Origin of the sequence: Marinobacter sp. SBS5 (assembly GCF_048285575.1) — a bacterium.
Lineage (GTDB): Bacteria > Pseudomonadota > Gammaproteobacteria > Pseudomonadales > Oleiphilaceae > Marinobacter.
Genome location: NZ_JBLWAZ010000004.1, coordinates 61,250 through 86,818 on the forward strand (window position 1 = coordinate 61,250; position 25,569 = coordinate 86,818).

The 25,569-nt window shown below is 55.1% G+C and carries 24 protein-coding genes; 15 read left to right on the forward strand and 9 right to left on the reverse strand.

What is annotated here, in order from left to right; all coding sequences use genetic code 11:
- Positions 1 to 196 precede the first annotated feature (196 nt).
- The gene (locus tag ACNQ6O_RS11850; RefSeq protein WP_418053438.1) at positions 197 to 646 is read left to right on the forward strand and encodes a fibronectin type III domain-containing protein; all 450 of its coding nucleotides are present in this window, start codon (positions 197 to 199) and stop codon (positions 644 to 646) included.
- 22 nt (positions 647 to 668) lie between these two features.
- On the opposite strand, the gene ACNQ6O_RS11855 is transcribed toward ACNQ6O_RS11850, so the two are convergent.
- Positions 669 to 1,007 (reverse strand): DUF2782 domain-containing protein, encoded by a 339-nt coding sequence (locus tag ACNQ6O_RS11855; RefSeq protein WP_418053842.1) that lies wholly within the window; start codon positions 1,005 to 1,007, stop codon positions 669 to 671.
- A gap of 105 nt (positions 1,008 to 1,112) precedes the next feature.
- Here ACNQ6O_RS11855 and polA point away from each other — a divergent pair, with 105 nt between their 5' ends.
- Complete coding sequence (polA, locus tag ACNQ6O_RS11860) at positions 1,113 to 3,845, forward strand: DNA polymerase I (RefSeq protein ID WP_418053439.1); 2,733 nt, start codon at positions 1,113 to 1,115, stop codon at positions 3,843 to 3,845.
- Positions 3,846 to 3,907: 62 nt separating this feature from the next.
- On the opposite strand, the gene ACNQ6O_RS11865 is transcribed toward polA, so the two are convergent.
- The 3 genes from ACNQ6O_RS11865 to ACNQ6O_RS11875 all read right to left on the reverse strand — a co-directional run bounded on the left by ACNQ6O_RS11865 (position 3,908) and on the right by ACNQ6O_RS11875 (position 7,671).
- On the reverse strand, positions 3,908 to 5,332 hold the full coding sequence (locus ACNQ6O_RS11865; RefSeq protein ID WP_418053440.1) for an OmpP1/FadL family transporter: 1,425 nt from the start codon (positions 5,330 to 5,332) through the stop codon (positions 3,908 to 3,910).
- A 145-nt stretch (positions 5,333 to 5,477) separates the two neighbouring features.
- Positions 5,478 to 6,599 (reverse strand): PilT/PilU family type 4a pilus ATPase, encoded by a 1,122-nt coding sequence (locus ACNQ6O_RS11870; protein ID WP_418053441.1) that lies wholly within the window; start codon positions 6,597 to 6,599, stop codon positions 5,478 to 5,480.
- 37 nt (positions 6,600 to 6,636) lie between these two features.
- On the reverse strand, positions 6,637 to 7,671 hold the full coding sequence (locus ACNQ6O_RS11875) for a type IV pilus twitching motility protein PilT (RefSeq protein WP_418053442.1): 1,035 nt from the start codon (positions 7,669 to 7,671) through the stop codon (positions 6,637 to 6,639).
- A 52-nt stretch (positions 7,672 to 7,723) separates the two neighbouring features.
- On the opposite strand from ACNQ6O_RS11875, the gene ACNQ6O_RS11880 reads away from it, so the two are divergent.
- The 10 genes from ACNQ6O_RS11880 to ACNQ6O_RS11925 all read left to right on the forward strand — a co-directional run bounded on the left by ACNQ6O_RS11880 (position 7,724) and on the right by ACNQ6O_RS11925 (position 16,762).
- A complete protein-coding gene (locus tag ACNQ6O_RS11880; protein WP_418053443.1) occupies positions 7,724 to 8,425 on the forward strand; it encodes a YggS family pyridoxal phosphate-dependent enzyme in 702 nt (233 codons plus the stop codon).
- A gap of 75 nt (positions 8,426 to 8,500) precedes the next feature.
- The gene (gene proC, locus ACNQ6O_RS11885; protein WP_418053444.1) at positions 8,501 to 9,334 is read left to right on the forward strand and encodes a pyrroline-5-carboxylate reductase; all 834 of its coding nucleotides are present in this window, start codon (positions 8,501 to 8,503) and stop codon (positions 9,332 to 9,334) included.
- A 21-nt stretch (positions 9,335 to 9,355) separates the two neighbouring features.
- Positions 9,356 to 9,940 carry a YggT family protein gene (locus tag ACNQ6O_RS11890; protein ID WP_418053445.1) on the forward strand — a complete coding sequence of 195 codons (585 nt, stop codon included), beginning with the start codon at positions 9,356 to 9,358 and terminating at the stop codon, positions 9,938 to 9,940.
- Positions 9,941 to 10,164: 224 nt separating this feature from the next.
- Positions 10,165 to 12,129: a dynamin family protein gene (locus ACNQ6O_RS11895; protein WP_418053446.1), complete on the forward strand. Its 1,965-nt coding sequence runs from the start codon at positions 10,165 to 10,167 to the stop codon at positions 12,127 to 12,129.
- 140 nt (positions 12,130 to 12,269) lie between these two features.
- Positions 12,270 to 13,418 (forward strand): homoserine O-succinyltransferase MetX, encoded by a 1,149-nt coding sequence (gene metX, locus ACNQ6O_RS11900; RefSeq protein ID WP_418053447.1) that lies wholly within the window; start codon positions 12,270 to 12,272, stop codon positions 13,416 to 13,418.
- Positions 13,415 to 14,017 carry a methionine biosynthesis protein MetW gene (gene metW / locus ACNQ6O_RS11905; RefSeq protein WP_418053448.1) on the forward strand — a complete coding sequence of 201 codons (603 nt, stop codon included), beginning with the start codon at positions 13,415 to 13,417 and terminating at the stop codon, positions 14,015 to 14,017. Before metX ends, metW begins: the two co-directional genes overlap by 4 nt.
- Positions 14,017 to 14,466 carry a DUF4426 domain-containing protein gene (locus tag ACNQ6O_RS11910; RefSeq protein ID WP_418053449.1) on the forward strand — a complete coding sequence of 150 codons (450 nt, stop codon included), beginning with the start codon at positions 14,017 to 14,019 and terminating at the stop codon, positions 14,464 to 14,466. Before metW ends, ACNQ6O_RS11910 begins: the two co-directional genes overlap by 1 nt.
- Before the next feature lie 3 nt (positions 14,467 to 14,469).
- A complete protein-coding gene (gene rdgB, locus ACNQ6O_RS11915; protein WP_418053450.1) occupies positions 14,470 to 15,069 on the forward strand; it encodes an RdgB/HAM1 family non-canonical purine NTP pyrophosphatase in 600 nt (199 codons plus the stop codon).
- 38 nt (positions 15,070 to 15,107) lie between these two features.
- Positions 15,108 to 16,220, forward strand: coding sequence for a radical SAM family heme chaperone HemW (gene hemW, locus ACNQ6O_RS11920; RefSeq protein ID WP_418053451.1), 1,113 nt, complete (start codon positions 15,108 to 15,110; stop codon positions 16,218 to 16,220).
- 95 nt (positions 16,221 to 16,315) lie between these two features.
- A complete protein-coding gene (locus ACNQ6O_RS11925; protein ID WP_418053452.1) occupies positions 16,316 to 16,762 on the forward strand; it encodes a hypothetical protein in 447 nt (148 codons plus the stop codon).
- Between the two features lie 17 nt (positions 16,763 to 16,779).
- On the opposite strand, the gene trmB is transcribed toward ACNQ6O_RS11925, so the two are convergent.
- The 3 genes from trmB to ACNQ6O_RS11940 all read right to left on the reverse strand — a co-directional run bounded on the left by trmB (position 16,780) and on the right by ACNQ6O_RS11940 (position 19,426).
- A complete protein-coding gene (gene trmB / locus ACNQ6O_RS11930) occupies positions 16,780 to 17,505 on the reverse strand; it encodes a tRNA (guanosine(46)-N7)-methyltransferase TrmB (protein WP_418053453.1) in 726 nt (241 codons plus the stop codon).
- Between the two features lie 71 nt (positions 17,506 to 17,576).
- Entirely contained in the window at positions 17,577 to 19,112 is a 1,536-nt protein-coding gene (locus ACNQ6O_RS11935) for a YifB family Mg chelatase-like AAA ATPase (RefSeq protein ID WP_418053454.1), read from the reverse strand.
- Between the two features lie 62 nt (positions 19,113 to 19,174).
- Entirely contained in the window at positions 19,175 to 19,426 is a 252-nt protein-coding gene (locus tag ACNQ6O_RS11940; RefSeq protein WP_114334821.1) for an accessory factor UbiK family protein, read from the reverse strand.
- A gap of 369 nt (positions 19,427 to 19,795) precedes the next feature.
- Here ACNQ6O_RS11940 and glnK point away from each other — a divergent pair, with 369 nt between their 5' ends.
- Both glnK and ACNQ6O_RS11950 read left to right on the forward strand, forming a co-directional pair.
- Positions 19,796 to 20,134 (forward strand): P-II family nitrogen regulator, encoded by a 339-nt coding sequence (glnK, locus tag ACNQ6O_RS11945; protein ID WP_091997389.1) that lies wholly within the window; start codon positions 19,796 to 19,798, stop codon positions 20,132 to 20,134.
- A gap of 74 nt (positions 20,135 to 20,208) precedes the next feature.
- Positions 20,209 to 21,480, forward strand: a complete 1,272-nt coding sequence (locus ACNQ6O_RS11950; protein ID WP_418053455.1) for an ammonium transporter — start codon at positions 20,209 to 20,211, stop codon at positions 21,478 to 21,480.
- A 73-nt stretch (positions 21,481 to 21,553) separates the two neighbouring features.
- On the opposite strand, the gene speE is transcribed toward ACNQ6O_RS11950, so the two are convergent.
- Positions 21,554 to 22,435: a polyamine aminopropyltransferase gene (gene speE, locus ACNQ6O_RS11955; RefSeq protein ID WP_418053456.1), complete on the reverse strand. Its 882-nt coding sequence runs from the start codon at positions 22,433 to 22,435 to the stop codon at positions 21,554 to 21,556.
- 138 nt (positions 22,436 to 22,573) lie between these two features.
- On the opposite strand from speE, the gene speA reads away from it, so the two are divergent.
- A complete protein-coding gene (gene speA / locus ACNQ6O_RS11960; protein WP_418053457.1) occupies positions 22,574 to 24,484 on the forward strand; it encodes a biosynthetic arginine decarboxylase in 1,911 nt (636 codons plus the stop codon).
- Positions 24,485 to 24,487: 3 nt separating this feature from the next.
- On the opposite strand, the gene ACNQ6O_RS11965 is transcribed toward speA, so the two are convergent.
- Positions 24,488 to 25,534 (reverse strand): AraC family transcriptional regulator, encoded by a 1,047-nt coding sequence (locus tag ACNQ6O_RS11965; protein ID WP_418053458.1) that lies wholly within the window; start codon positions 25,532 to 25,534, stop codon positions 24,488 to 24,490.
- Positions 25,535 to 25,569 lie beyond the last annotated feature (35 nt).

Consider the following 25,569-nt stretch of genomic DNA (forward strand, 5'->3'; position numbering starts at 1 on the left):
CTCAAGGTACGGATAAAAATTAGAATGTTCATACTAAAACTCATTACGTCGCCTTTACCATTTTTTCACTTGATCACTTCTTAGCCACAGGCATAATCCGAAACTGATTTTTCGTGGCCAGTCTCCCTGTTGTATTCAGGCTCCATACATACCCATCAAAGGGGCGCCTGCAATAGACCCCGTATGCGAGTGAACCATGAACGTATTTTTTTCAGCGACACGGCGCGGGCTGCCCGCGCTTGCTTTGGCGTTAACCGCACTGATTATCGCGGGTTGCCAGGAAGGCGGCCAAACCTCCCAGTCAGATACAGAACAAGCCTCTCAGTACACAGACTCGGGCCTGAAGCAATCGGCCGGGGATCAAACGTCGGCAGATCGAGTGGAGCCCAAAACACTGGTCTGGAGCGCCCCACTGACCCGCGAGGATGGCTCCTCACTGGCGGCGGGACAAATTGCGGAATACAGAATTTACTACCGCCTGAAACACAAAGATCGTTTCAACGTGATTTCGGTGGATGATGCCAGTAAAACGAAATACCCTCTCGCAGCGATGCCACCCGGTGCCTACGAATTCGCCATCACCACGGTGGACGTAGAAGGACTGGAAAGCCGACGCTCAGCGTCGGTTGAGGTCAACCTTATTTAAGCGGCAATGTAGCGGGGATAATTTACCAGCGGAACAGTACCCAGCTGGGGACAAGGAGGTCCGAATCCGTGTCCTGCACCCAGCCCCCCCCATCAGCAGGCACCAGGTAATACTCAGGCCCCACCTCGGGCACTACTTTGATCTCCATCAGCTGCCCGTTTACCCGGTATTCATAGAACACTTCGCCGTCACCCGGGCGGATCACAATCTCGGTACCGCCCGCGGGCGGCTGGTAGTCGGTGATGACAACCGGCTCTTTAGGCGTTTCCACCGGAGTGGCATCCAAAGCCCCCTCATCCTGAGCCATCAGCGGCACAGAGAAACAGCCCAACAACAGGGCGGAACAGGCGATTCGTTTCATTTTCATGGTACCCTCTGACTCATCATTCAGGCTTTGAATTACACTCTAAGTTAAGAGTTGCACAAGCCAACCCACGCTTCAATCAGAATCCGGATTTGCATCGACATGACAGAGAAAAAGACTCCACCCGTGGTTCTGGTAGACGGTTCATCCTATCTGTTCCGTGCCTACCACGCTCTCCCTCCGCTGACCACCAGCAAGAACCATCCAACCGGCGCTATCAAAGGTGTTGTCAGCATGCTGCGTCGACTGGACCAGGACTTTCCGGAATCCAAGGTAGTGGTGGTGTTTGATGCCAAGGGCAAAACCTTCCGTCACGAGATGTACGAAGAGTACAAAGCCAACCGGCCGCCAATGCCAGAAGACTTAGCCATGCAGATTGAGCCGATCCACGAGATTGTGAAGGCCATGGGCTTTCCCCTGCTGATCGTCCCCGGCGTTGAAGCAGACGATGTGATTGGCACACTGGCTCATGAGGCCACCCATAAAGGCATTGATGTGGTGGTCTCCACCGGTGACAAAGACATGGCCCAACTGGTGAGCGATCACGTCTCGCTGATCAACACCATGACCGAAACCGCTATGGACCGAGATGGCGTGATCGAGAAATTCGGCGTAACGCCGGAACAAATTATCGATTACCTGGCGCTTGTTGGCGACAAAGTGGACAACATTCCCGGCGTGAACAAATGCGGCCCGAAAACCGCGGTCAAATGGCTTCAGACTTATAACGATCTCGACAACCTGATCGAGCATGCCGGCGAAATCAAAGGCAAGATCGGCGAATACCTGCGAGAAGCCATCGACACCCTGCCCCTGAGCCGAGATTTGGCCACCATTCGCTTGGACGTAGATCTGGAATTCGGACTGGAAGACCTGACCGAGCGCGAGCAAAACGACGATGCGCTGCTGGAACTGTTCAAAGAGTACGAGTTCCGGGGTTGGATTGCCCAGCTGGAGAATCGCGATACCGCAAAGCCAGAAGCTGACACTGCCGCTACCGCGGAAGAACCCAAGCAAGTCATCGAAAGGACTTACACCGTCATCACCGAGCAAAGCGAGTTCGATACTTGGCTAAAACGCTTGGAAGCCGCAGATCAGTTTGCCTTTGACACCGAGACCACCAGCCTGCGCTATATGGACGCCGAAATAGTCGGCGTGTCGTTTGCCATCAATCCAGGTGAAGCGGCTTATGTACCCGTAGGCCACGATTACATGGGCGCGCCGGAACAACTGGACCGGGATAAGGTGTTGGCCCAGCTTAAACCGCTGCTTGAGAACCCGAAGCAAGCGAAAATTGGCCAGAACCTGAAGTACGACAAGAACGTACTGGCCAATCACGGCATTCATTTGGAAGGTATTAGCGACGACACCATGGTGGAGTCTTATGTACTCAACTCAGTCGCAACCCGCCACGACATGGACAGCTTGGCAAAAGCTTATCTGGACGAGCAGACCGTCAGCTTCGAGTCCATCGCGGGCAAAGGCGCCAAGCAACTGACCTTCAACCAGATCGACCTGGAAAAGGCCGGCCCCTACGCGGCCGAAGATGCGGACATCACCCTGCGCCTGCACCGCGCTTTGAGCCCAAAACTGAAAGAAACCGGCAAGCTGGAATCCGTTTACCGGGACATCGACTTGCCGCTGGTGCCCGTACTGTCCCGCATGGAACAGCGAGGCACGCTGATCAGTGCCAGCACGCTGCGCCAGCACAGCCAGGAACTGGCCGAGCGCATGGCAGAGCTTGAGAAACAAGCGCACGACGCAGCCGGCGAAGCCTTTAATCTTAGCTCCCCCAAACAGCTACAAGCCATTCTCTACGACAAGTTCGGTCTAAGAGTCATCAAGAAAACCCCGAAAGGCGCTCCCTCTACCGCAGAGCCTGTGCTGCAAGAACTCGCACACGAGCATGAACTGCCCCGATTGATCGTGGAACACCGTAGCCTGAGCAAGCTGAAATCGACCTATACCGATACCTTGCCAGAGCTGATTCATCACCGAACTGGCCGGGTGCATACGTCTTACCATCAGGCGGTGACCGCCACAGGACGACTCTCATCCTCCGAGCCGAACTTGCAAAACATCCCCATTCGAACCCAAGAAGGCCGCCGGATTCGCCAGGCGTTTATCGCGCCTGAAGGCTACAAACTGCTGGCCGCGGACTATTCCCAAATCGAGCTGCGCATCATGGCGCACCTCTCTGGCGACAAAGGTCTGCTAAAAGCGTTCGAGCACGGCGAAGATATTCACAAAGCCACGGCGGCGGAAGTGTTCGGCGTGAGTCTGATTGAAGTTAGCTCCGACCAGCGCCGCAGCGCCAAAGCCATTAACTTCGGCCTGATTTATGGCATGTCGGCATTCGGACTGGCCCGCCAGCTGGGTGTAGAACGGAAAGTGGCTCAGGAATACATTGATAGATACTTCGATCGTTACCCGGGTGTGTTGCGCTACATGGATAACATTCGTAAACAGGCCCACGACGACGGCTATGTGGAAACGCTGTATGGCCGCCGCCTGTACCTGCCGGAGATCAACGCACGGAACAAGCAGCTGCAACAGGCCGCCGAACGCACCGCCATCAACGCACCGATGCAAGGCACCGCAGCAGACATCATCAAGCGCGCAATGATTGATGTGGACCAGTGGCTGTACGAAAACCACGCCGACGATGCCGTAATGACCATGCAGGTACACGATGAATTGATCATCGAAGTTCGGGAAGAGGCTGTGGAAAAAGTCAGAGCCGGGCTGGTGCAGCGCATGTCTGCCGCTGCCAAGCTCGATGTGCCGCTTATCGTAGAGGCGGGCGTGGGTGATAATTGGGACCAAGCCCACTAACGCAAAACGCCCGGCGAGTTTCCTCGACCGGGCGTTTTTATTGCTGTTAGCTAAGCGATTTATTAGAACGCTTTGCTGACCTCGATCGCAGCACTCCAGGCGCTGAGTTCGTACTCACCTTTGTAGTTAGACGCACCAGCTCTCGGATCTTTTGTGGACGGATCGCTGTGAAGGTACTGATACTCATCAACCTTAACATCATCCGCGAAAATCAGCGTCCCAACAGCCGCATCAACTGTCCAACCACTCGCAGCATCGTTCCACTGAGCACCCAAGGTCAGCCAGTGACGGTCCTCGGAAGGGATTCGCGCAGTCAGATACTGATCCACAGGAGACTCATCAAATGCGTAACCTGCTTTGAAAGCCCACTCAGGGTTCGCCTGCCAGATACCACCCACGTTGAACTGCCACGTGTTTTTCCACTTTTCAGTGATGTGGGTGATGGGATCGCCAGCTACGCTCGATACTTCTCCGTTGCCACCTTCACGGCTATAGATATCGAGCTCTTCAAAACGTCCCCAGCGAGCGTATGTGGCGCCAGCAAGCAGTGTTACCGTTTCAGTCAACTGATGCCGCGCGCCTGCAGTGATACTTTCAGGGATAGCCAACGGTACACGCACTTTTTCATTTAATGTTGTCGGTGCTAAGCCAATTGGCGACTGTGCACTTTGCACAGGAAAGTTGCTAATTTCAGCATCGCCTTCCAGCTCAAATTCAGTACCAGTCTGAGCAGTTAAACCAAACTGGGTACGGTCAGAGACCTCATACAAAAAACCGACACGGAAATTAACGGCAACATCGTCACCTTCAATATCCGCGTAAGGAGCTCCGAACTGCCCCTCATAGGCGTCAGCCAAAGGACCCGCCGCAGCTAGGCCGACTTGCTGCGCAAGCGCACCACGAATGTCCTGATACTTTGTCAGGCGTCCTTCCGCGTACATGATGTTCATACCAATACCCATCGACAAACCTTCGCCATTATTAACAGCGATAGATGGGGTAAACGCGATAGCCGTTAACTCTGTTTTATCCGCAAAGAACCGCCCTTTAAAGTCGTTCTCATAGTCTGCTGCCAAACCATAAGGAGCATGAATTCCGAAACCCACGTCAATGGAATCACTAATTTCATGAGTCAGATAAAAATTCGGCAGCACAGCAGGGTCTGCGATATCACCGCCATTACTTCCTTCAACAGAACCGCCCAAGGTGTTTGTGGCACTGGAGCTTTTCGCCTCAGCATCAATATCCAGAATCGCCGCACCAAAAGAAATGTTGGTACCGGAAAGCTGGCTCATACCGGCTGGGTTGAAGAAAACGGTGGTTGCGTTTTCAGGGTTGGCGGCCGCGCCGGCGTTGGCTACGCCCATCTGGCTGGCGCTTTGCTCGTTCAATGAAAAACCACCTGCCATAACGGTCGCAGGGGCAGCAACAGCGGCTAAAGTGGCAAAACGAATTGCCTTCACGAGTACGTTGGTATTCTTGTGCATGGTGTCTCCTTATTAGTTTGCGCGGAGTATACGCAGCAGTGGGTTATGGCCTCAAATGCCAAAACTACCTATTTGCAAAGCTAATCGATTCTGCAGCACCCAAAACGCAAAAAGCCCCCAGCTGGGGGCTTTTTGCCATCGAAAATCAGTCGTCTTGGATGGTCAATTTATCGACCGATGAAGACAAGCTGTCAGCACCCTTAGCATCACTGCCAAGCTTAATCATCAAGCGAAGATCGTTAGCCGAGTCTGCGTGGGCCAAAGCGTCTTCGTAGGTGATCGAACCTTCCGAATAAAGCTTATACAGCGCCTGATCGAAGGTCTGCATGCCGCTCTCGTTCGATTTCGACATCAGTTCTTTCAGTTTGTGTACTTCACCCTTCCGAATCATGTCGGCAACCAGCGGCGTATTGATCAGCACCTCAATAACCGCTTTTCGGCCCTTGCCGTCCGGCGTTGGCACCAACTGCTGAGCCACGATGGCTTTCAGGTTGAGTGACAAGTCCATCCAGATCTGGTTGTGCTGTTCGGGCGGGAAGAACTGGATAATCCGGTCCAGCGCCTGGTTCGCGTTGTTCGCGTGCAAGGTTGCCAAACAAAGGTGGCCGGTTTCAGCAAACTGCACCGAGTACTCCATCGTCTGGCGGGTACGCACCTCACCAATCAGGATGACATCTGGGGCCTGCCGCAAAGTATTCTTCAGCGCCACATCAAAGCTCTCTGTATCTATACCCACTTCACGCTGAGTGACGATACAGCCTTGATGCTGGTGGATGAATTCGATGGGGTCTTCAATAGAAATAATATGCCCTCGGCTATTCCGGTTACGGTGCCCGAGCATGGCGGCCAACGAGGTAGACTTACCGGTACCGGTAGCGCCCACAAACATGATCAACCCTCGCTTGGTCATGGCCAAGTCTTTAACGACTTCCGGCAAGGAAAGCTCATCAATTTGTGGGATTTTCACCTCAATCCGCCGCAACACCATGCCGCACAAGTTGCGCTGGAAAAATGCACTGACACGGAATCGCCCTATCCCTCGGGCGCTGATTGCAAAGTTACACTCGTGGCTTTCGTCAAACTCTGCGCGCTGCTTATCATTCATCGCGCCATAGACAAACTCTCGAGTCTGTTCCGGCGTCAACGCATTTTTAGTGACGGGCAGTACCTTGCCGTTCACCTTCATGCTAGGCGGAACACCTGCGGTGATAAAAAGGTCCGAACCGCCTTTTTCCACCATTAGCCGCAACAGCTTTTCAAATTCCATTTTTTGTACCTACTTGTTTCAAGATCGTTGCAAATACTTAAAAATTATCCGGAATCTTCGCCTTCAGACGAGCGTCTTCACGAGATATCAGCCCTTTTCTCAGCAAGCCTTCCAAACACTGATCCAACGTTTGCATGCCGAGAGAGCCACCCGTCTGAATAGACGAATACATCTGCGCGATCTTGTCCTCACGAATTAGGTTCCGGATGGCCGGGGTACCCATCATGATTTCATGGGCCGCAATTCGACCACCGCCCATCTTTTTCATCAGGGTCTGGGATATAACCGCTTGCAGTGATTCTGACAGCATCGACCGCACCATGGACTTCTCTTCGGCCGGGAACACGTCAACAACCCGGTCGATGGTCTTGGCGGCGGAGGTGGTGTGCAGAGTACCGAAAACCAAGTGGCCGGTTTCTGCGGCGGTCAGCGCAAGACGAATGGTTTCAAGGTCCCGAAGCTCACCCACCAGAATAATGTCAGGGTCTTCCCGCAAGGCGGAGCGCAGGGCTTCGTTAAACCCTAAGGTATCCCGGTGGACTTCCCGCTGGTTAACCAGACACTTTTTGGATTCGTGTACGAATTCGATTGGGTCTTCAATGGTCAGAACGTGTTCATAGCGGGTATCGTTGATGTAGTCCATCATCGCTGCCAGCGTGGTCGACTTACCGGAACCGGTTGGCCCGGTGACCAACACCAAGCCACGCGGCACGGAGGCAATGTCCTTGAAAACCTGACCCATGCCCAAATCTTCCATGGTCAGTACTTTCGAAGGGATGGTCCGGAAGACGGCACCAGAACCCCGGTTCTGGTTAAAAGCGTTCACTCGGAAACGAGCAACCCCCGGGACCTCGAACGAGAAGTCGGTTTCCAGAAATTCTTCGTAGTCCTTGCGCTGCTTGTCGTTCATGATGTCGTAAATCAACCCGTGCACCTCTTTGTGCTCCATCGGGGGCAGGTTGATTCGGCGTACATCGCCGTCTACACGAATCATGGGGGGAAGGCCTGCAGACAGGTGCAAATCCGACGCACCTTGTTTGGCCGAAAAGGCAAGCAGTTCAGTAATATCCATAGGGATCCTCGGAAGGCTTTTTCTTTTAATTCAGACGCGGCAAACTCACACTATGAGCAGCATAGCAGACAACATCAGAAGCGTAACCCGACGCATACAAAAAGCAACAGAGCAAGCCGGCCGCAAGCCCGACAGTGTGCGGTTGTTGGCAGTTAGCAAGACTCGGCCACCGGAAGATTTACGGGCGGCGGCAGACGCGGGTCAAACGGCGTTTGGAGAAAACTACCTGCAGGAAGCGTTGGATAAAATCGAAGCGCTGAAAGACCTCGCTGATCTTGAGTGGCATTTTATCGGGCCCATCCAGTCCAACAAAACCCGACAGATCGCCGAATCTTTTTCGTGGGTACACAGCGTTGACCGCCTGAAGATTGCTCGTAGGCTCAGCGAGCAACGACCAGCGGAACTCGGCCCGCTGAACCTGTGCCTGCAGGTGAATGTTAACGATGAAGAGAGTAAATCCGGCTGTTCGTTAACTGAACTGCCCGAGCTGGCGGCCTCCGTCAGCGTACTGCCCAATCTGACCCTGCGAGGCCTGATGGCGATTCCTGACCCGAACCAAAACGACGCCGATCTGAAACAGAGTTTCGGGAAACTGGCCGGCGCACTGGCTCTGCTCCAGCAAACGCTACCCGACGCGCAGCAACTCGACACACTTTCGATGGGCATGTCGAGCGACCTGGAAATGGCCATCGCAGAGGGCGCCACCTGGGTTCGGGTAGGCTCCGCCCTGTTCGGCGAGCGGCCGGCCAAATAGAGCCTAAGCTGAATTCACGTGTTCCTGTTATCATCAGGAACACACCATTTACCGAGCAAGCATTTGGAGCGAACCTTGAGCAAATCACCCGTCATCTCGTTTATCGGCGCAGGCAATATGGCCAACGCTATTATTGGAGGCATGCTGGATAACCGCTTCGAAGCCGACAATGTTTGGGTTAGCGCGCCTGATGACAGCCACCTGCAAGCTGTTCGAAATCAGTTCGGCGTGAGCGTTACCACGAACAATCGCTATTGCGTGGAGCAGGCCGACATCGTTGTCCTCGCGGTGAAGCCTCAGGTTATGGCAGACGTTTGCCGCGACATCGCACCGGTCGTGCAGAACACCCGTCCGCTGATTGTATCCATTGCCGCCGGCTTGACCGCCGAAACGATTGACCAATGGCTCGGCGGTGGGCTGCCGCTGGTTCGCGTTATGCCGAACACACCCTCACTGGTCGGGAAAGGCGCTGCCGGCCTGTTTGCCAACGCCAAGGTGTCGGAAGAACAGAAATCCATGATACAAACGGTGTTTGAAAGCATCGGCACCGCGCTTTGGGTAGAAGACGAGAACCTGATACACGGCGTAACAGCGCTGTCAGGCAGCGGCCCCGCCTATTTCTTCCTGATGCTTGAAGCGCTGGAAAGTGCCGCTACGGACGCCGGAATCGAGCCCGCCACGGCCAGAAAGCTGGCCATTCAAACCATGGCTGGCGCGGCCGAAATGGCTGCCCGCAGCGAGCACGATCCCGCTCAACTGAAGCGCAACGTCATGTCCCCCGGTGGCACCACCGAAAGGGCAATCAACACCTTTGAAGACGGTGGCATGCGCGAATTGGTGAAAAAAGCCTACGATGCCGCTTTCACTCGCTCTGAAGAGATGTCACAAGAACTGGCAGACAAACAGTAACCGTTACGGAGACACAGCTTCATGCTGGCAGACATTCTGATCACGATCCTGATGATTGCATCCACCTTTTATATGTCGGTGGTGCTGCTTAGATTCCTTCTGCAACTGGCCCGGGCCGATTTCTACAACCCGATTTCCCAGTTTGTTGTAAAAGCAACGAACCCACCGTTACGGCCGTTGCGTAGAATCATCCCGGGCTGGGGAGGCATCGACGGTGCTGCACTGGTGCTGGCGGTATTGATTCAAGCCGTTACGTTCTTTTTCATGTTGCTGATTTACAACTCGGGCATGCCTGCCTTCAACCCGCTTACCTTACTGGTATGGGGTGCTTTGAACGTTCTCAGCCTGATCGTAAAGATTTACTTCTGGTCGGTCATAGCCGTCGTGGTGGTTAGCTGGATAGCGCCTCAGAGCGGGCACCCAGCCATACAATTGGTCGCGCAGATCACCGAACCGGTCATGCGCCCTGTCCGGAATATCATGCCATCCATGGGCGGCCTCGATTTATCGCCGATTATTGTGTTCCTGATCCTGAACGTGCTGGATGTGGTGCTAAATCATATGAAGATTGCCGCAGGCATGGGCTTTCTTGGTGCCGGCATGTAACCTGCCTCACAAATATACATATCGTTACATAACGCCAAAACATTAAACATCTCAAGGCCGGCCTATCAACCCATTGATACGTCGGCCTTTTTCTTTTGTCATTTGGTGCCAACCAACACGGACGGCTCAAAGCGGCCATTCCACGGGTGGATAATCGGGCTATGATTGCCGACATTTAACTTGGGACGATCTATCTCCCGAACGTCGCGCCAAAGGATTACCTCATGAGCCAGCAGGGAACACTGTCGCAGCAGGTGGAAGCCTACCACGACTGGAAGAAAGATCTGATACGCCAGATCGGCCGCTACCGGTTGTGGCTTCAGGACAACAATCTTTTTTCAGAAGACATCAGCAGCCGCATTCGTCACGGGCTGGAACTTTTGATCGAAGATGAGCTAACCATCGCATTTGTCGGCGAGTATTCCCGTGGTAAGACCGAACTGATCAATGCGCTGTTTTTCGCCAGCTACGGCCAGCGATTGCTGCCTTCTCAGGCGGGGCGAACCACCATGTGCCCCACCGAGTTGTTCTTTGATCGAACCACCAATCAGAGCTATCTGCTGCTGCTCCCGATCGAAACCCGCACCGGCGAATTGTCCTTACAGCAACAGCGCAAACGACCGGAAAACTGGGTGCGCCATGAGCTGGACGAGAGCACCCCTGAGGTGATGCGCGAAGTACTGGCTGAAGTCGCCCGGGTTAAAAGCGTATCCATCGGTGACGCAAGAAAGCTCGGATTCGATGAAGATATGCTGGAATCAGACCCCCAAATCCCGGGCAATGTACTGGTACCTGCGTGGCGTAATGCCCAAATCAGTATTCGCCACCCTCTGTTTGAGCGTGGCCTGCGCATTCTCGACACTCCAGGTCTGAACGCCCTGGGCTCTGAGCCTGAGCTGACCATGAGCATGCTACCGCGCGCGCACGCGGTCATTTTCGTGCTTGGGGCCGATACCGGCGTCACCGCCAGCGATATGGCCATCTGGAAAGAACACATCAACACGGATCACGCAGACCATCGCGCAGGCCGTTTTGCCGTACTGAACAAAATTGATGTGCTTTGGGACGACATTCAGGGCGAAGAACACACGTCCGATTCGATCGAACGAGTACGTAGCTATACCGCCGAACACCTGGGCATGAACCAACACGATGTCATCCCTCTTTCCGCGAAACAAGGCTTGCTGGCAAGGGTACGAAACGATGCCGAGCTGTTTGGTCGTTCGAATCTCGGGTTACTGGAAAAGCTGATTGTCCAACGCATCCTCACCCATAAAGAGCAGCTGATCACTCAGCACCTCATCAACGATCTTCTGGGCATGCTGCAAAACAGCCAGGCCGCGATGCAGTACCGGCTTAAGTCGCTAGAAGAAGAGTACGCGGCTTGCACCGGTTCAGCACTGGACAAGCCTGCCCTCGCCCGACTCGCAGAAAGAGCGCAGAAAGACTACGACTTCTACTACAAAAAGCTGATCACCTTGCGGTCGTCGCGTCGTTTGATGGACTCGCAAGGTGACATTCTGAACAACCTGATCAGCGAAAAACGCTTTGAAGCCCACGCTGACAAAGTGCGCAACATTATGACGAAGAGTTGGTCCACGGCCGGCATGATCCGTGCGATGGATCACTTCTTTGAGCTGCTTGAGACCGACCTGAGCAACCTGCTTGCTGAAGGCCAATTGGCCGAGAAAATGGTCGCTTCTATCTACCGACGCTACAACGAAGACTCTCGCGCCAGACACTTGGAGCCCATTCCGCTCAGAGCCGGGCGCCATGTCATCGCCATTCGGGAACTGCGCAAGAAAGCGCGCCGCTTCCGCATCAGCCCCAAAAACCTGATGTCTGAACAGTCTCTGCTGATTCGCAGGTTCTTCAATGTGATGGTCAGCGAAGCCCGCACACTGCACGGTCGGGCAAGGTCCGACGTTGAACGCTGGCCCCACGAAGCCTTACTGCCCATCATCCAGTACTCCATGGAGCAAAAGCAGTTGCTGGAACACCAAATCAGCAGGCTTCGGGACTTGGTTCGCAACGACCGCGACAGCCGTGCCGAGCGAGAACGTTTGCAGCATTCCATCGCTGACCTGCGCAAGCAACTCGAACTGGCCGATAACATGGTGCGTCATATTCGCAAGCCGGCACCAACCATGATCCAGCAAAAAGTCGTTAACATTTACGGCTCCGCCTGACCCCCAGGTTGCTGCAGGCGGCACGCGCCGGTTGCAGCAACCACCCCCCGCCTTTAAACTGCCCTATCGGCGCCAGTTTCTGCGCCACCTCAGGCCTATTGCCTGACTCATGTGGACTGGATCAGGATATCAACACACTCATGCCCGACTCCCTGCCTATGGATTCCGTAGGCCTCGTTAGCCCGCAAACCATTCATTTCGACACCCCCATCGAACTGGCCTGTGGCCAATCCTTGGAAAGCTATGATTTGGTCGTGGAAACCTACGGCACCTTAAATGCCGAAGCCAGCAATGCGGTTCTCATTTGCCACGCTCTCAGCGGCCATCACCACGCCGCGGGCTATCACTCGTATGATGATAAAAAGCCCGGATGGTGGGACAGCTGTATTGGCCCGGGAAAGCCGATCGATACCAACCGCTTTTTCGTGGTTTGCTTGAATAACCTCGGCGGCTGCCACGGCAGTAGCGGTCCCAATTCGATCAACCCAACCACCGGCAAGCTTTACGGGCCGGATTTCCCAGTCATCACCGTTGCCGACTGGGTGAAGAGCCAGGCTCGACTAGCAGATCATCTCGGCATTCAACAGTGGGCGGCGGTTGTTGGTGGATCCCTCGGCGGCATGCAGGCTCTCCAATGGAGTCTGGATTACCCCGACCGTATTCGGCATGCGGTGATCATTGCCTCAACACCTCGGCTGACTGCGCAAAACATCGCCTTCAACGAAGTCGCCCGTCAGGCCATTACCTCTGATACTGAGTTTCATGAGGGCCGCTACGACGACGCCAGCACTCTGCCAAGGCGCGGCTTAATGCTGGCGCGGATGGTGGGGCACATCACCTACCTGTCAGACGCTGCGATGGGCGAGAAATTTGGCCGTGAACTGCGGGAAGAAGCGTTCAAATTCGGTTATGACGCCGAGTTTCAGGTTGAAAGCTACCTGCGCTATCAAGGCGAGCGCTTCTCCGAAACCTTCGATGCCAACACCTACCTGCTGATGACCCGTGCGCTGGACTATTTTGACCCGGCCTACGAATTCGGCGGCGACTTGTCCAAGGCTCTGGCACCTGCCCAGTGCGAATACCTGGTGCTTTCCTTCAGCACAGACTGGCGTTTCTCGCCTGCTCGCTCTGAAGAAATGGTGAATGCCATGATTTCCGCTCGCAAGAAAGTCAGTTACGCCGAAATCGATGCGCCTTGGGGCCACGATGCGTTCCTGATTCCAACCCCCCGATACACCAACGCCTTCACTGCGTACATGGATCGAGTGGCGCGGGAGGTGGACGCATGAGAGCGGATCTGGAAATCATTCAGCAATGGGTTCAGCCCGGCCACCACGTTCTCGATCTCGGTTGCGGTGATGGCACTTTACTGCATTACTTACAGCAGGAACGGAACGCCACGGGCTTCGGTCTGGAAATCAACCCGGACCACATCACCACCTGCATGGGCAAAGGCGTGTCGGTCATCGAGCAGAACCTGGACACTCAGGGGCTGGACAACTTCGATGATGGCATGTTCGATATTGTGCTGATGACACAAGCACTGCAAGCCGTACGCAGGCCTGATAAGGTGATTGATGAGATGCTTCGGGTTGGCCGCGAAGGCATTGTCACCTTCCCCAACTTCGCACACTGGCGTCTGCGCTGGGGACTGACTCTGAGCGGCCGCATGCCAGAGTCCGACGCCCTGCCGTACAAGTGGTACAACACGCCCAACATCCGCCTGTGCACGTTCAAGGATTTTGAAGCCTTGTGCCGGCAGAAAGGGATAAAGATCAAAAGCCGACGAGTTGTCGACGGCCAACATCAGAACAGCTGGCTGGCCCGTGCGTGGCCGAACCTGCTGGGCGAGATTGCGATTTACCGAATCACACGGGAGAACACCTGATGATCATTCGTTCTGTCACCCGCTTTATTGCCCTGGCGTTTGGCCTACTGCTGCTCGCAAGCCACAGCCATGCCGGAGAAAAAGACTTTGGCGACTACCAACTGCACTGGAGCGTTTTCCCCAGCACCATGCTGACGCCGGAAGTGGCTAAAGCCAATAACCTTCAGCGCAGCAAAAGCATCGGCGTGGTTAACATTGCCATCATGACCAACGATGAACACGGCCAGCCTCAGCCCATGGGCGGTCAAGTAGAAGGCCAGGTTGCCAACGACATCCAGCAGGTCAAGTTCCTCGCCTTCCGCAGGATTCAAGAAGGCGATGCGGTTTACTTCATCGCTCAGTATCAATATCGCCCAGCCGAATTGATGACCTTCAACATTACGGCGCGCCCAACAGGTTATCCACAAGGCCTGAAGGTACGCTTCGCCCACTCTTTGTATAACGACTAAACCATGCCTCAAAAACTCGTTATTGCCAGCAACAACAAGGGCAAGATTGCCGAACTCACCGATCTGCTCAATCCGCTGGGGTTAACCCCCATTGCTCAGGGCGAGCTGGGTGTAGGCGAGGCCGAAGAACCGGCTGTTACCTTTGTTGAAAATGCCATTTTGAAAGCCCGTCACGCGGCCCGTGAAACCGGGCTTCCGGCTCTGGCCGACGACAGCGGCCTTGCTGTCGATGCCCTCGGTGGCCAACCCGGCGTGCGCTCTGCGCGCTACGCCGGCACCAACGCAACAGACGCAGACAATGTTGAAGCGCTGCTGGAGGCCATGAAAGATGTTCCGGAACAGGAACGGGGTGCCCAGTTTCATTGTGTTCTGGTTTATCTGCGTCACGCCGATGATCCTACGCCAATTATCTGCCATGGCCGCTGGCCGGGTCAGATTCTTAGCGCTCCGAGGGGCGAAGGCGGCTTCGGCTACGATCCGGTATTTTTCGCACCGGAACACGATTGCAGCGCCGCCGAACTTACCCGCGAACAAAAGGGCCGCATAAGCCATCGCGGGCGCGCCCTAGCCAGCTTGCTGGCACAACTCAAGGGCACCCACTAAACGTGCCGTCCTCACCCCCTGTCGCGGTTTGCCCGCCTTTGTCGCTGTATATCCACGTGCCTTGGTGCGTACGCAAGTGTCCCTACTGTGACTTCAATTCACACGCTATAAAGGGCGACATTCCTGAAGCGGCTTACCTCGCAGCTCTGCTGGAAGACCTAGAGCATGACTTGAGCTTTGTTCGCGGCCGCCCGATTGAGAGCGTGTTCATCGGCGGCGGCACGCCATCGCTCATGACCAGCGGCTTCTACCAGCGCTTGTTTGAAGGACTTCGCCAGCGACTGACCTTCGCACCCGATGCCGAAATCACGCTCGAAGCCAACCCTGGCACCTTGGAAGAAGGCCGTTACGAAGGTTTCCGCCAAGCGGGTATTAACCGGCTTTCGATCGGTGTGCAAAGTTTCAATCAGGAACATCTTAAAACACTCGGGCGCATTCACGACGCCAACGCCGCTCACCGCGCGATTGAGACCGCGAAAGCGGCGGGTTTCAGCAACTTCAACGTTGATTTGATGCACGGCTTGCCGGATCAAACACCCGAACAAGCCTTGGATGATTTGCGACAAGCGCTGGATCATCAACCCTCGCACTTGTCCTGGTATCAACTGACCATTGAACCCAACACCGAGTTTTTCTCCCGTCCGCCGGATTTACCAGACGATGATCGCCTTTGGGAAATTTATCGACAGGGTTCGGAGTATCTCCGCGCCCACAATTTCGATGATTACGAGGTTTCTGCTTGGAGCCTGCCCAACCGCGAAAGCCGTCATAACCTGAACTATTGGCAGTTTGGGGATTATCTGGCTCTGGGGGCCGGCGGACATGGCAAAATCAGCCTCGCCGATGGCCGGATCATTCGATACTGGAAAACCCGCCAGCCGGAAGCTTACTTGAACCGGATCGGTTCCCGCACGGCAGGCAGCGAAGAGATTGAAACGAAGGAACGGCCGCTGGAGTTCATGATGAACGTTTTACGGCTCAAACAAGGCGTCGAAGAAAAACTGTTCACTGAACGTACAGGTTTACCCCTGAGCCCCGTTGAGGTACAACTTGAGCAGTTGCGAAAGCAAAAGCTGCTGGTTAACCACCGGATACAAACCACCGAGCAAGGCCAGCGCTATCTCAACAGCTTGTTGGAGCAGTTTCTCTGATGGACCAAGCCCGGCATCCTTCAAAGCACCCCCTTGGACTACCCTTAGCGGTTTCGCTTGCACTCAGTACAGCCTTATTTATTGCGCTTCTTGTAATGAACCAGCCGCTAAAAACGGCTAGCGCGCCGCAAGGTATGATCAGTTTCCAGTTGGCAGGCACTGCACAGCAGGCTCAAGCTATCTTAGCGAGTTGGCAGCCAAATAACGTATCGTTGGCCCAAGCTTCGCTCTGGGTAGACTTTCTATTCATCGCTGCGTATCTGGCTGTGTTGCTGCAGCTTACCCGGAGGTTCTCGCTGGATCGCCCCGGCGTGCGGGAAAAAATCATCGCCAAGTGGGTGCGCTTGCTGTTTATCGTAGCGGGCACCAGCGACGTGATTGAAAACATTGCCCTGCTAAACAACTTCAACCCACCCGATAACAGCCTGAGCGTGGCTGCCAGCATGTTTTCGCTGCTTAAATTCACGGGGTTGTTGCTCGGATTGGCGGGGCTCATCATCATTCGCGCTGCCCGCCGGCAACCTTTGACCCCGGCTTCTTAAAGCCGGGGCTGGAGGACTTAGTTGGTGCGGTAGTAAAGCAGATCCCAAACACCGTGGCCCAGTTTTTCGCCGCGCTGCTCGAACTTGGTAATCGGGCGATCGTCCGGTCGGGGCGAATAGCCACCCTGCTCCTGCGTGTTGGCAAAACCTTGCGAGTTTTCCATCACTTCCAACATGTGTTCGGCGTAGTTTTCCCAATCTGTTGCCAGATGCAGAACGCCACCCACACGCAACTTATGACGAATGCGCTGCACAAATTCCTGCTGCACCAATCGGCGCTTGTGGTGCTTCTTTTTGTGCCAAGGGTCGGGGAAGAACACCATCACGCGGTCAAGTGACGCATCCGGCAAGCACAGGTCGATGACGTCATTGGCATCGATGTTATAAACCCGCACATTCTCCAGCCCGCGATCCTCAACCTCTTTGAGCAAGGCACCCACACCGGGCAGATGCACTTCCACACCGATAAAGTCTTGTTCTGGCGCGGCTTCTGCCATATCAGCCAACGAGCGCCCCATGCCGAAACCGATTTCCAGATTCAGCATGCTGTCCCGGCCAAACACTTCTCGGGGATCAATCACGCCATCTTCGCGAGCCAAGCCATACTTCGGCCAGCTCCGCTCGAAAGCTTTTTTCTGACCTTCGGTCATCCGGCCTTGGCGTAATACAAAGCTGCGGACTCCGCGGCGAGTGGTAATCGGGTTTTCACCTTTGGAATCTTGGGAGTCGTTCTGGTCGGCCATTTGTTGTCCTCAACCGCCACTGCGGATCTGATTGCTGAAATTTACCGGACAGTTTAACAGAGTCCGAGGCATCAAGCGGAGACCAAAGCACTTTGCCCTTGCTGTCGATCCAACTGCCGATAGCCCAGCGCTTCTATCAGATGCTGTTGGGACAGAGTTGCCTGTCCGTCCAAATCCGCCAAGGTACGCGCCACCCGGAGAATCCGGTGCAGCGCCCGGGCCGATAACCCCAGCCGCTCCATGGCATGGGCCAATAACTTTTCGCTGCCGGCATCGATGCGGCACGCCTGATCCAGCGCCTTACCCGCAAGCGAAGCATTCAAGCCTCCACGCTCTCGCTGGTAGCTTCTGGCCTTCAACACCCGTTTTTTCACGCTGGCACTGCTTTCACCGGATTCACCTTGGCGAAGCAGCACATCGCCAGCCTGCACCGGCACCTCAACGTGCAGATCAAACCGGTCCAACAATGGGCCCGAGATCTTGGACCGGTAGCGCATCACCTGACTGGGCGTACACTGACACTCAATATTCGGGTGGCCGCTGTAACCGCATGGGCATGGGTTCATTGCAGCTACGACCTGAAATTTAGCCGGAAAAGTGACTTGTCGAGCGGCACGACTGATGGCAATTTCGCCAGTTTCCATGGGCTCTCGAAGCACTTCCAATACACGCCGTTCAAACTCCGGCAGCTCATCAAGGAAAAGCACACCACGGTGCGCTAGTGAGATTTCTCCCGGCCGGGGACTGCTACCCCCACCCACCAGTGCCACCGCCGACGCGGTGTGATGCGGCGACCGAAACGGCGGTCGGCGCCATCCGCCAGGCTGTAACGGGTGCCCTGCCACTGAGTGAACACTGGCCACCTCCATAGCAGAGGCATCCTCTAAAGCGGGCAGTATTCCAGGAAGACGGCTAGCCAGCATGCTCTTACCCGTACCCGGAGGGCCGAAAAACAGTAGGTTATGGCCACCTGCCGCGGCAATCTCCAGCGCCCGGCGAGGCACCTGTTGGCCTCGAACATCGGCAAGATCAGCCCCATTCTCCGCGCCGGACGTTTGATCTGTATCGGTTTCAGGCTTTGGCACCGGCACCAATTTCGCGCGCCCGGTCAAATGCTCGCAGACCGTCAGAATGTGGCTTGCCGCCAGCACATCATTCTGACTTGCGAGCGCGGCTTCTTCCGCGTTGGCTTGCGGAATCAGGAGCGAGCGCCCAGCTTCACGTGCTGCCAGCACTGCGGGCAACACGCCTTTCAAAGGCCGCAGGGCACCATCAAGCGACAGCTCCCCCATAAACTCCAACTCTTTAAGGCTGTCAGGCGGTATCTGCCCCGAGGCGGCCAAAATCCCCAGCGCAATGGGCAGGTCAAAACGGCCACCCTCTTTCGGCAGGTCTGCAGGGGCAAGATTAATGGTAATTCGACGTGCGGGAAATTCGAAGCCGGCATTCAGCAGGGCACTGCGAACGCGATCTTTACTTTCGCGTACACCGGTTTCAGGTAAGCCTACGATGGAGAGTGCCGGCAGTCCGCCGGACAAATGCACTTCAACGGTTACTTCAGGGGCAGACACGCCAATGCTGGCGCGGGAGTGAACAATCGCTAACATGATTACCTTCCATGGTGGGCTGAAATGTACCGGGCGCGTCCTGCGCCCGCATCACGAGCAAATTACGACTGGGCTTTTTGCTCCAGCTCAGCGACTCGCTTCTCTAAGGCTTCAACTTTCTCACGGGTTTTCATCAATACGGCTTGTTGGCCTTCGAATTCTTCACGAGTGACCAACTCCAACTTGGACAGCACAGACATCACCGTCGCTCTGGCTTGGGTTTCAAAATCTTCCCGGGCGGCCCGCGCCATATCCGGAACAAACTGACCAAACTGACCTTGTAGCTGTGCAAAGAAATCTTGGGGGCCTTTCATGTTACACCTCGTGAAATCGATCTTTCCGTTCGCTCAGGCCAAACGCCCGTCGAATACTGTTATGGCTGGGAGTGTATCACACCGCTGCCCCTGCCATACTGTACCCGCTGGGCAGTATAATAGGTGCCACGCCGTGCCCGCTGGCGGCTCACCCCTGAGTCAGAGTGGGGCGTAGCGCCCTGATTTGGTGCACTCAAATGCATCATTTCGGAACAACAAACAAGCAACCACTTGTTTTTATTATAATTTTTTGCGTTGGCATACCTGATGCTAAACCTTGTACACGATCCGCACAATTGATGTGCGAGGTGGCAGCATCCCGAACTCAACCACATAAATAGTTGAGATGGCTTTACCAAGGAGAAAGCAATGAAACTTGTGACAGCGATCATTAAGCCTTTCAAATTGGATGATGTCCGTGAGGCACTATCCGAAATAGGCGTGCAAGGCGTAACCGTAACGGAAGTGAAAGGTTTCGGTCGCCAGAAAGGCCACACCGAACTCTACCGTGGCGCGGAATACGTCGTGGATTTCCTGCCGAAAGTAAAAGTTGAGATCGCCATTGGCGACAACCTGCTGGACCAGGTGATCGAGTCCATCACCAAAGCAGCCAATACCGGCAAGATCGGTGACGGTAAGATTTTCGTGACCGAGTTGCAGCAAGCGATCCGAATCCGGACCGGCGAAACGGGCGAAGAAGCAGTCTGACACCGGCCTGACCCCGGATTCAGCCAACGCAAAAAAAACTAAATACCTGACGAGCCTTGTGCGGAGGGCTTCCTATGGAAAGCAATGTCTTTCACCTGCAGTATGCTATAGATACCTTTTATTTTGTGATTTGCGGCGCATTAGTCATGTGGATGGCCGCTGGCTTTGCCATGCTAGAAGCCGGCTTAGTGCGTTCCAAGAACACCACTGAAATTCTCACTAAAAACGTTGCCTTGTTTGCGATTGCCAGCACCATGTATATGGTGTGCGGCTACGCGATCATGTATGACGGCACTCTGTTCCTCTCCGGCATCGCCGATGTGGATGTGGACGCGGTACTCGGCGAGTTTGCCAGCCGTGAAGATGGTTTCGAGGGTGGCTCTATCTACTCTGGAGCCTCTGATTTCTTCTTCCAGGTTGTGTTCGTAGCCACCGCCATGTCGATCGTCTCTGGCGCCGTTGCTGAGCGTATGAAGCTTTGGGCCTTCCTAGCCTTTGCAGTGGTCATGACCGGCGTCATCTATCCACTAGAAGGCGCCTGGACCTGGGGCGGCAAAGACGTGTTCGGCCTGTATAACCTGGGCGACCTGGGCTTCAGCGACTTTGCCGGCTCCGGCATCGTACACATGGCCGGTGCAGCTGCTGCGCTTGCTGGCGTACTTTTGCTGGGTGCCCGTAAAGGCAAGTACGGTCCGAACGGAGAAATCCGCGCTATTCCGGGTGCAAACATGCCGCTGGCAGCTTTGGGCACCTTGATTCTGTGGATGGGCTGGTTCGGCTTTAACGGCGGGTCAGTACTGAAGCTCGGCGACATCGCTAGCGCAAACTCCGTAGCCATGGTCTTCCTGAACACCAATGCCGCCGCAGCCGGTGGTGCTATCACCGCCTTGGCCGTTGCCCGGTTGATGTTCGGCAAGGCCGACCTGACCATGCTATTGAACGGCGCCATTGCCGGTCTGGTGGTGATTACCGCCGAACCGTCAACACCTAGCGCTCTGACCGCTACCCTCTGGGGCGCGTTGGGCGGTGGCCTGGTCGTGCTGAGCATCGTCGCGCTCGATAAGCTGCGCATTGATGATCCGGTTGGTGCGATTTCTGCCCACGGTGTGTGTGGCTTCCTCGGCCTGATGCTGGTACCTGTCACTAACGGAGACGTCACTTTCAGCGGCCAATTGATTGGCGCCCTGACCATCTTCGTTTGGGTGTTCATCGCCAGCCTGATCGTCTGGAGCATTCTGAAAGCCGTAATGGGCATCCGTGTCAGCGCCGAAGAAGAATATGAAGGCGTCGATCTTGCGGAATGTGGCTTGGAAGCCTACCCAGAGTTCGGCAGCAGCAAGCAGTAACGCTGTCAGTCAAACCAAAAAGGGCGCCCTCGGGCGCCCTTTTTGTCTGTATGGCCTGCTAGTCTCGGCTCGGTCAGCCCTCTTCCGGCCTGACCTGATCTTCCAGTGCATCAATCATGAATTGCGGCATGGCCAACGCTCCGTGGTGAATACCCGCGTTGTAATAACGGGTCACGAACGGGCGATCATTCACGTCTTCCTCACGGAAGTACTTCAGCGGATTGTCCTTGCTGCCCATGGTGCAACTCCACCAACCCGTGGGGTACACAGGTTGCGGAAAAGGCAGTGTTTGCACATGGCTGAAACCGGCCTTGCGCATGTCTGTGTGAATATCTTTAATGATCGATTCGGTATGCAGCAACGGCGACTCGCTTTGCTGAACCACAATGCCACCATCTCTGAGCGCCACCATCGCATCGCGATAGAAATCCAACGCAAACAAACCTTCCGCTGGGCCAACCGGATCGGTGCTGTCGATAATGAGCAGGTCGATGCTGTTCGGCTCTACTTCGCGCATCCACTTCACACCGTCACCAAAAAAGAAATTGGCCCGTGGGTCGCCATTGGCTTCGCACAGTTCCGGGAAATACTTTTCTGACATGCGGGTTACCCGCTCGTCAATTTCCACCTGCCAGGCTTCTTCCACGCCCGGGTGCTTTAACACTTCTTTCAAGGTGCCGCAGTCGCCGCCCCCAACAATCACCACCTTCTTCGGGTTTTTATGGGTGAACAGCGCCGGGTGCGTCATCATCTCGTGGTACAGAAAGTTGTCCCGAGTGGTCAGCATCACGCAGCCATCCAGCACCATCAGGTTGCCGAAGGTCTCGGTTTCGTATATCTCGAGCTTCTGGAACGGTGTCTGCTCCTCATGGAGTTTGCCCTTTACCTGTAGGGAAAAGGCCGTGCCCTGGTCCTGGAATACCTCGGTAAACCAGCCTTCATTCAATGCTGTCATATTACTCTCCAACTGTATGCCGCTGCACCGCGCCCGGACATCTCGAAAGAGGCGTATTGTAGGGGCAGCGGTCACCTCCTACAATGCAGCATTCAACGGTTTTCCCGCCGATTCGGGTTTCCTGACAGGATAGCAATAATGGCAGAATCTACCGCATCACCTGCACACAAGGTTTACAACATCGCTCATTGGAGTGACGGCTATATTTCCGTTAATACCGAGGGCGAAGTGGAGATCTGCCCGGATCGCGGCCGGAGCGCGGCTCACATCAACCTGCCCAAGCTGACGCAGTCGCTGACCGAATCCGGCCTGGCCCTGCCGGTATTGGTTCGATTCACCGATATCCTTCACGACCGGGTTAACAAACTCTGTGGTGCGTTCAACAAGGTCACCCAAGAACAAGGCTACCAAGGCCGTTACACGGCGGTTTACCCGATCAAGGTAAACCAGCAGCGGCGGGTCGTCGAAGAGCTGGTGGCCGCCGAACCTGCAGCCTCAAACAACCAAATTGGCTTGGAAGCCGGTAGCAAGCCGGAACTCCTCGCCGTATTGTCACTCGCTCGCAAAACCGGCTCGGTGATCGTCTGTAACGGCTACAAAGACCGCGAATACATCCGGCTCGCGCTGATTGGCCAAAAACTGGGCCACCGGGTGTTTATTGTTGTAGAAAAGCAGTCGGAACTGCCGCTGATTCTGGAAGAAGCCAGAAAGCTCGAGGTTTCACCCTTGATTGGTGTACGGGCCCGTCTGGCCACCATCGGCAAGGGCAACTGGCAAAACACCGGCGGTGAGAAGTCCAAGTTCGGACTGTCCGCCAGCCAGATACTGGAAGTGGTCGAAACCCTGAAACAGGCAGGCGCGCTGGATACCTTGCAGTTGCTACACTTCCACTTGGGCTCTCAGATTGCCAACATCAGGGACATTCAAACCGGCCTTAAAGAATGCGCTCGGTTTTACAGCGAGTTGCGCCATCTCGGCGCGCCTATCGGCACGGTCGACATTGGCGGCGGCTTGGGTGTGGATTACGAAGGCACCCGTTCCCGTAGCAGTTGCTCTATGAATTACACCGTGTTCGAGTATGCCTACAACGTGGTGCACGTTCTGCAAGCTGAGTGCGACCGGTTGGGCTTACCTCACCCGGATCTGATCAGCGAATCCGGCCGAGCCCTGACCGCGCACCATTCGGTGTTGATCACCAACGTGATAGACCGGGAAACCCCCATTCATCGTGAAGTATCCGAGCCTGCGATCACCGCGCCAGCCCCGTTACAGGATCTATGGCGTGACCTGAGCAGCCTGCAGGATGACCAATGCCCTCGTTCATTGGCTGAAATTTACCACGACGTGCTGCATGCCATGACCGATGTGCACGCCCAGTTCGCTCACGGCCTGTTGTCTTTGACCGAACGCGCACAGGCCGAAACTTTGTACACCCGCTGCTGCCGTTTGATCCGGAGCCAGCTTGATAGCGCCAACCGGGCGCATCGGGAAATCATCGACGAGCTGAACGAGAAGCTGGCCGAAAAACTGTTCGTGAACTTCTCCCTGTTCCAGTCGCTGCCGGATGTCTGGGGCATTGACCAGATTTTCCCGGTCATGCCCATTAACGGATTGAATCGACCGTTGAACCGCCGCGCGGTGGTGCAGGATATTACCTGTGACTCGGATGGCCGGATCGACCAATACGTCGATGGCCAAGGTATTGAAACCACATTGCCGCTACCCGAACACAACCCGGAAGAGCCTTTGTTGATCGGATTCTTCATGACCGGCGCCTACCAGGAAATTCTGGGCGACATGCACAACCTGTTTGGCGACACACATTCCGTGGATGTGCGCCTGAACGAACAGGGCGACTATGTCATCAGTGAGCCCATCACCGGGGACAGCGTTGCCAAAGTGCTGCGGTATGTGAACTTCGAACCAAACCGTATCCTGCAAACGTATCAACGTAAATTCCAGGAGAGCGATCTCGAACCTGGCTTGCAAAAAGCGCTATTGGCCGAACTGGAGGCAGGACTCGACGGCTATACGTACTTGGAAGAGTAAGCCTCAGGCCAAGCGATCCACCTGCATGCTGCGCCATATGGAAGGCGAAATGCCTTCCCATTTACGAAAAGCACGGCTGAAATTGGAGGGATCGCTATAGCCGAGTTGTTGGGCAACTTCATCAATGCTCATTTGCACGTTACGACGCATCAGTTCTAGCGCCCGGTGGTGGCGAACGTTCTCTTGCAGGTCCTGAAAGCGGGAACCCTCGGCGGCCAGCTGGCGTCGTAGCGTGCGGGACGAAACGTGCATCTGTTCAGCAACATCCTCGAGCCCCAACAACCGGCCCTCACGAACCGATTCGAGTAAACGTGCAACTTGATCGGTTACCGAGGTTATTACCTGAAGTTTACGCAGCTCTTCTTCACACTGGGCTTCGGCCACTCTGCGCGCCACAGGGTTCGCCAAAAGCATTGGCAAGTCCAGACACTGCTTTTGGAAACGTAACTGATTAACCCCTGATTCAAAGCAAATGGCATCGCCGAACAGCTTGGAATACAAGCCAACCCCTTCAGGACGGGGATAGCTCACCTGACAACGCCCACCGTCAAAGATACGAGAGCCCACCAACAAAATGCTGACGTCTAACAAGGCGGCCAGAAACACCTCAACGTTAAAGCGGTACAGATCGTACTTGTCATGCAATACATCTAGTTCGATGACGGCGTCATTACCCTCAACAGAAAAGTCCATGGTCAGGTAGGCAAAGCGGATATGCAGATACTTCATCAACACACGGATGGCTTGCCCCAATGTATCGCAGCTGATCGCCGCTTGAGCCATAGCTCCGTGCGTGGTGAATTTGAGCCGCAAACCAAACTCCAACCCCAAACCTTGGTCTCCGGTGCGGTCCAGTGCTTGCCGACACAATTCCGCAAACTGGTCGCCAGCAACGAGATTTTCAGGATGGCTTAGACGACTGCTGACGATGCCCGCAGCCGAAAGCAAATCCGCGCGTCGGACGCCTTTTTCCTCGGCCAGCTGGCACAGAATATCGACGTAATGGGCACGCATTGCGGGTAGCGTACTTTGGTTAGTTGTCTGACTCATGGGTCGGGAATCTGTTGTTATTGTGGCGCCCTTAA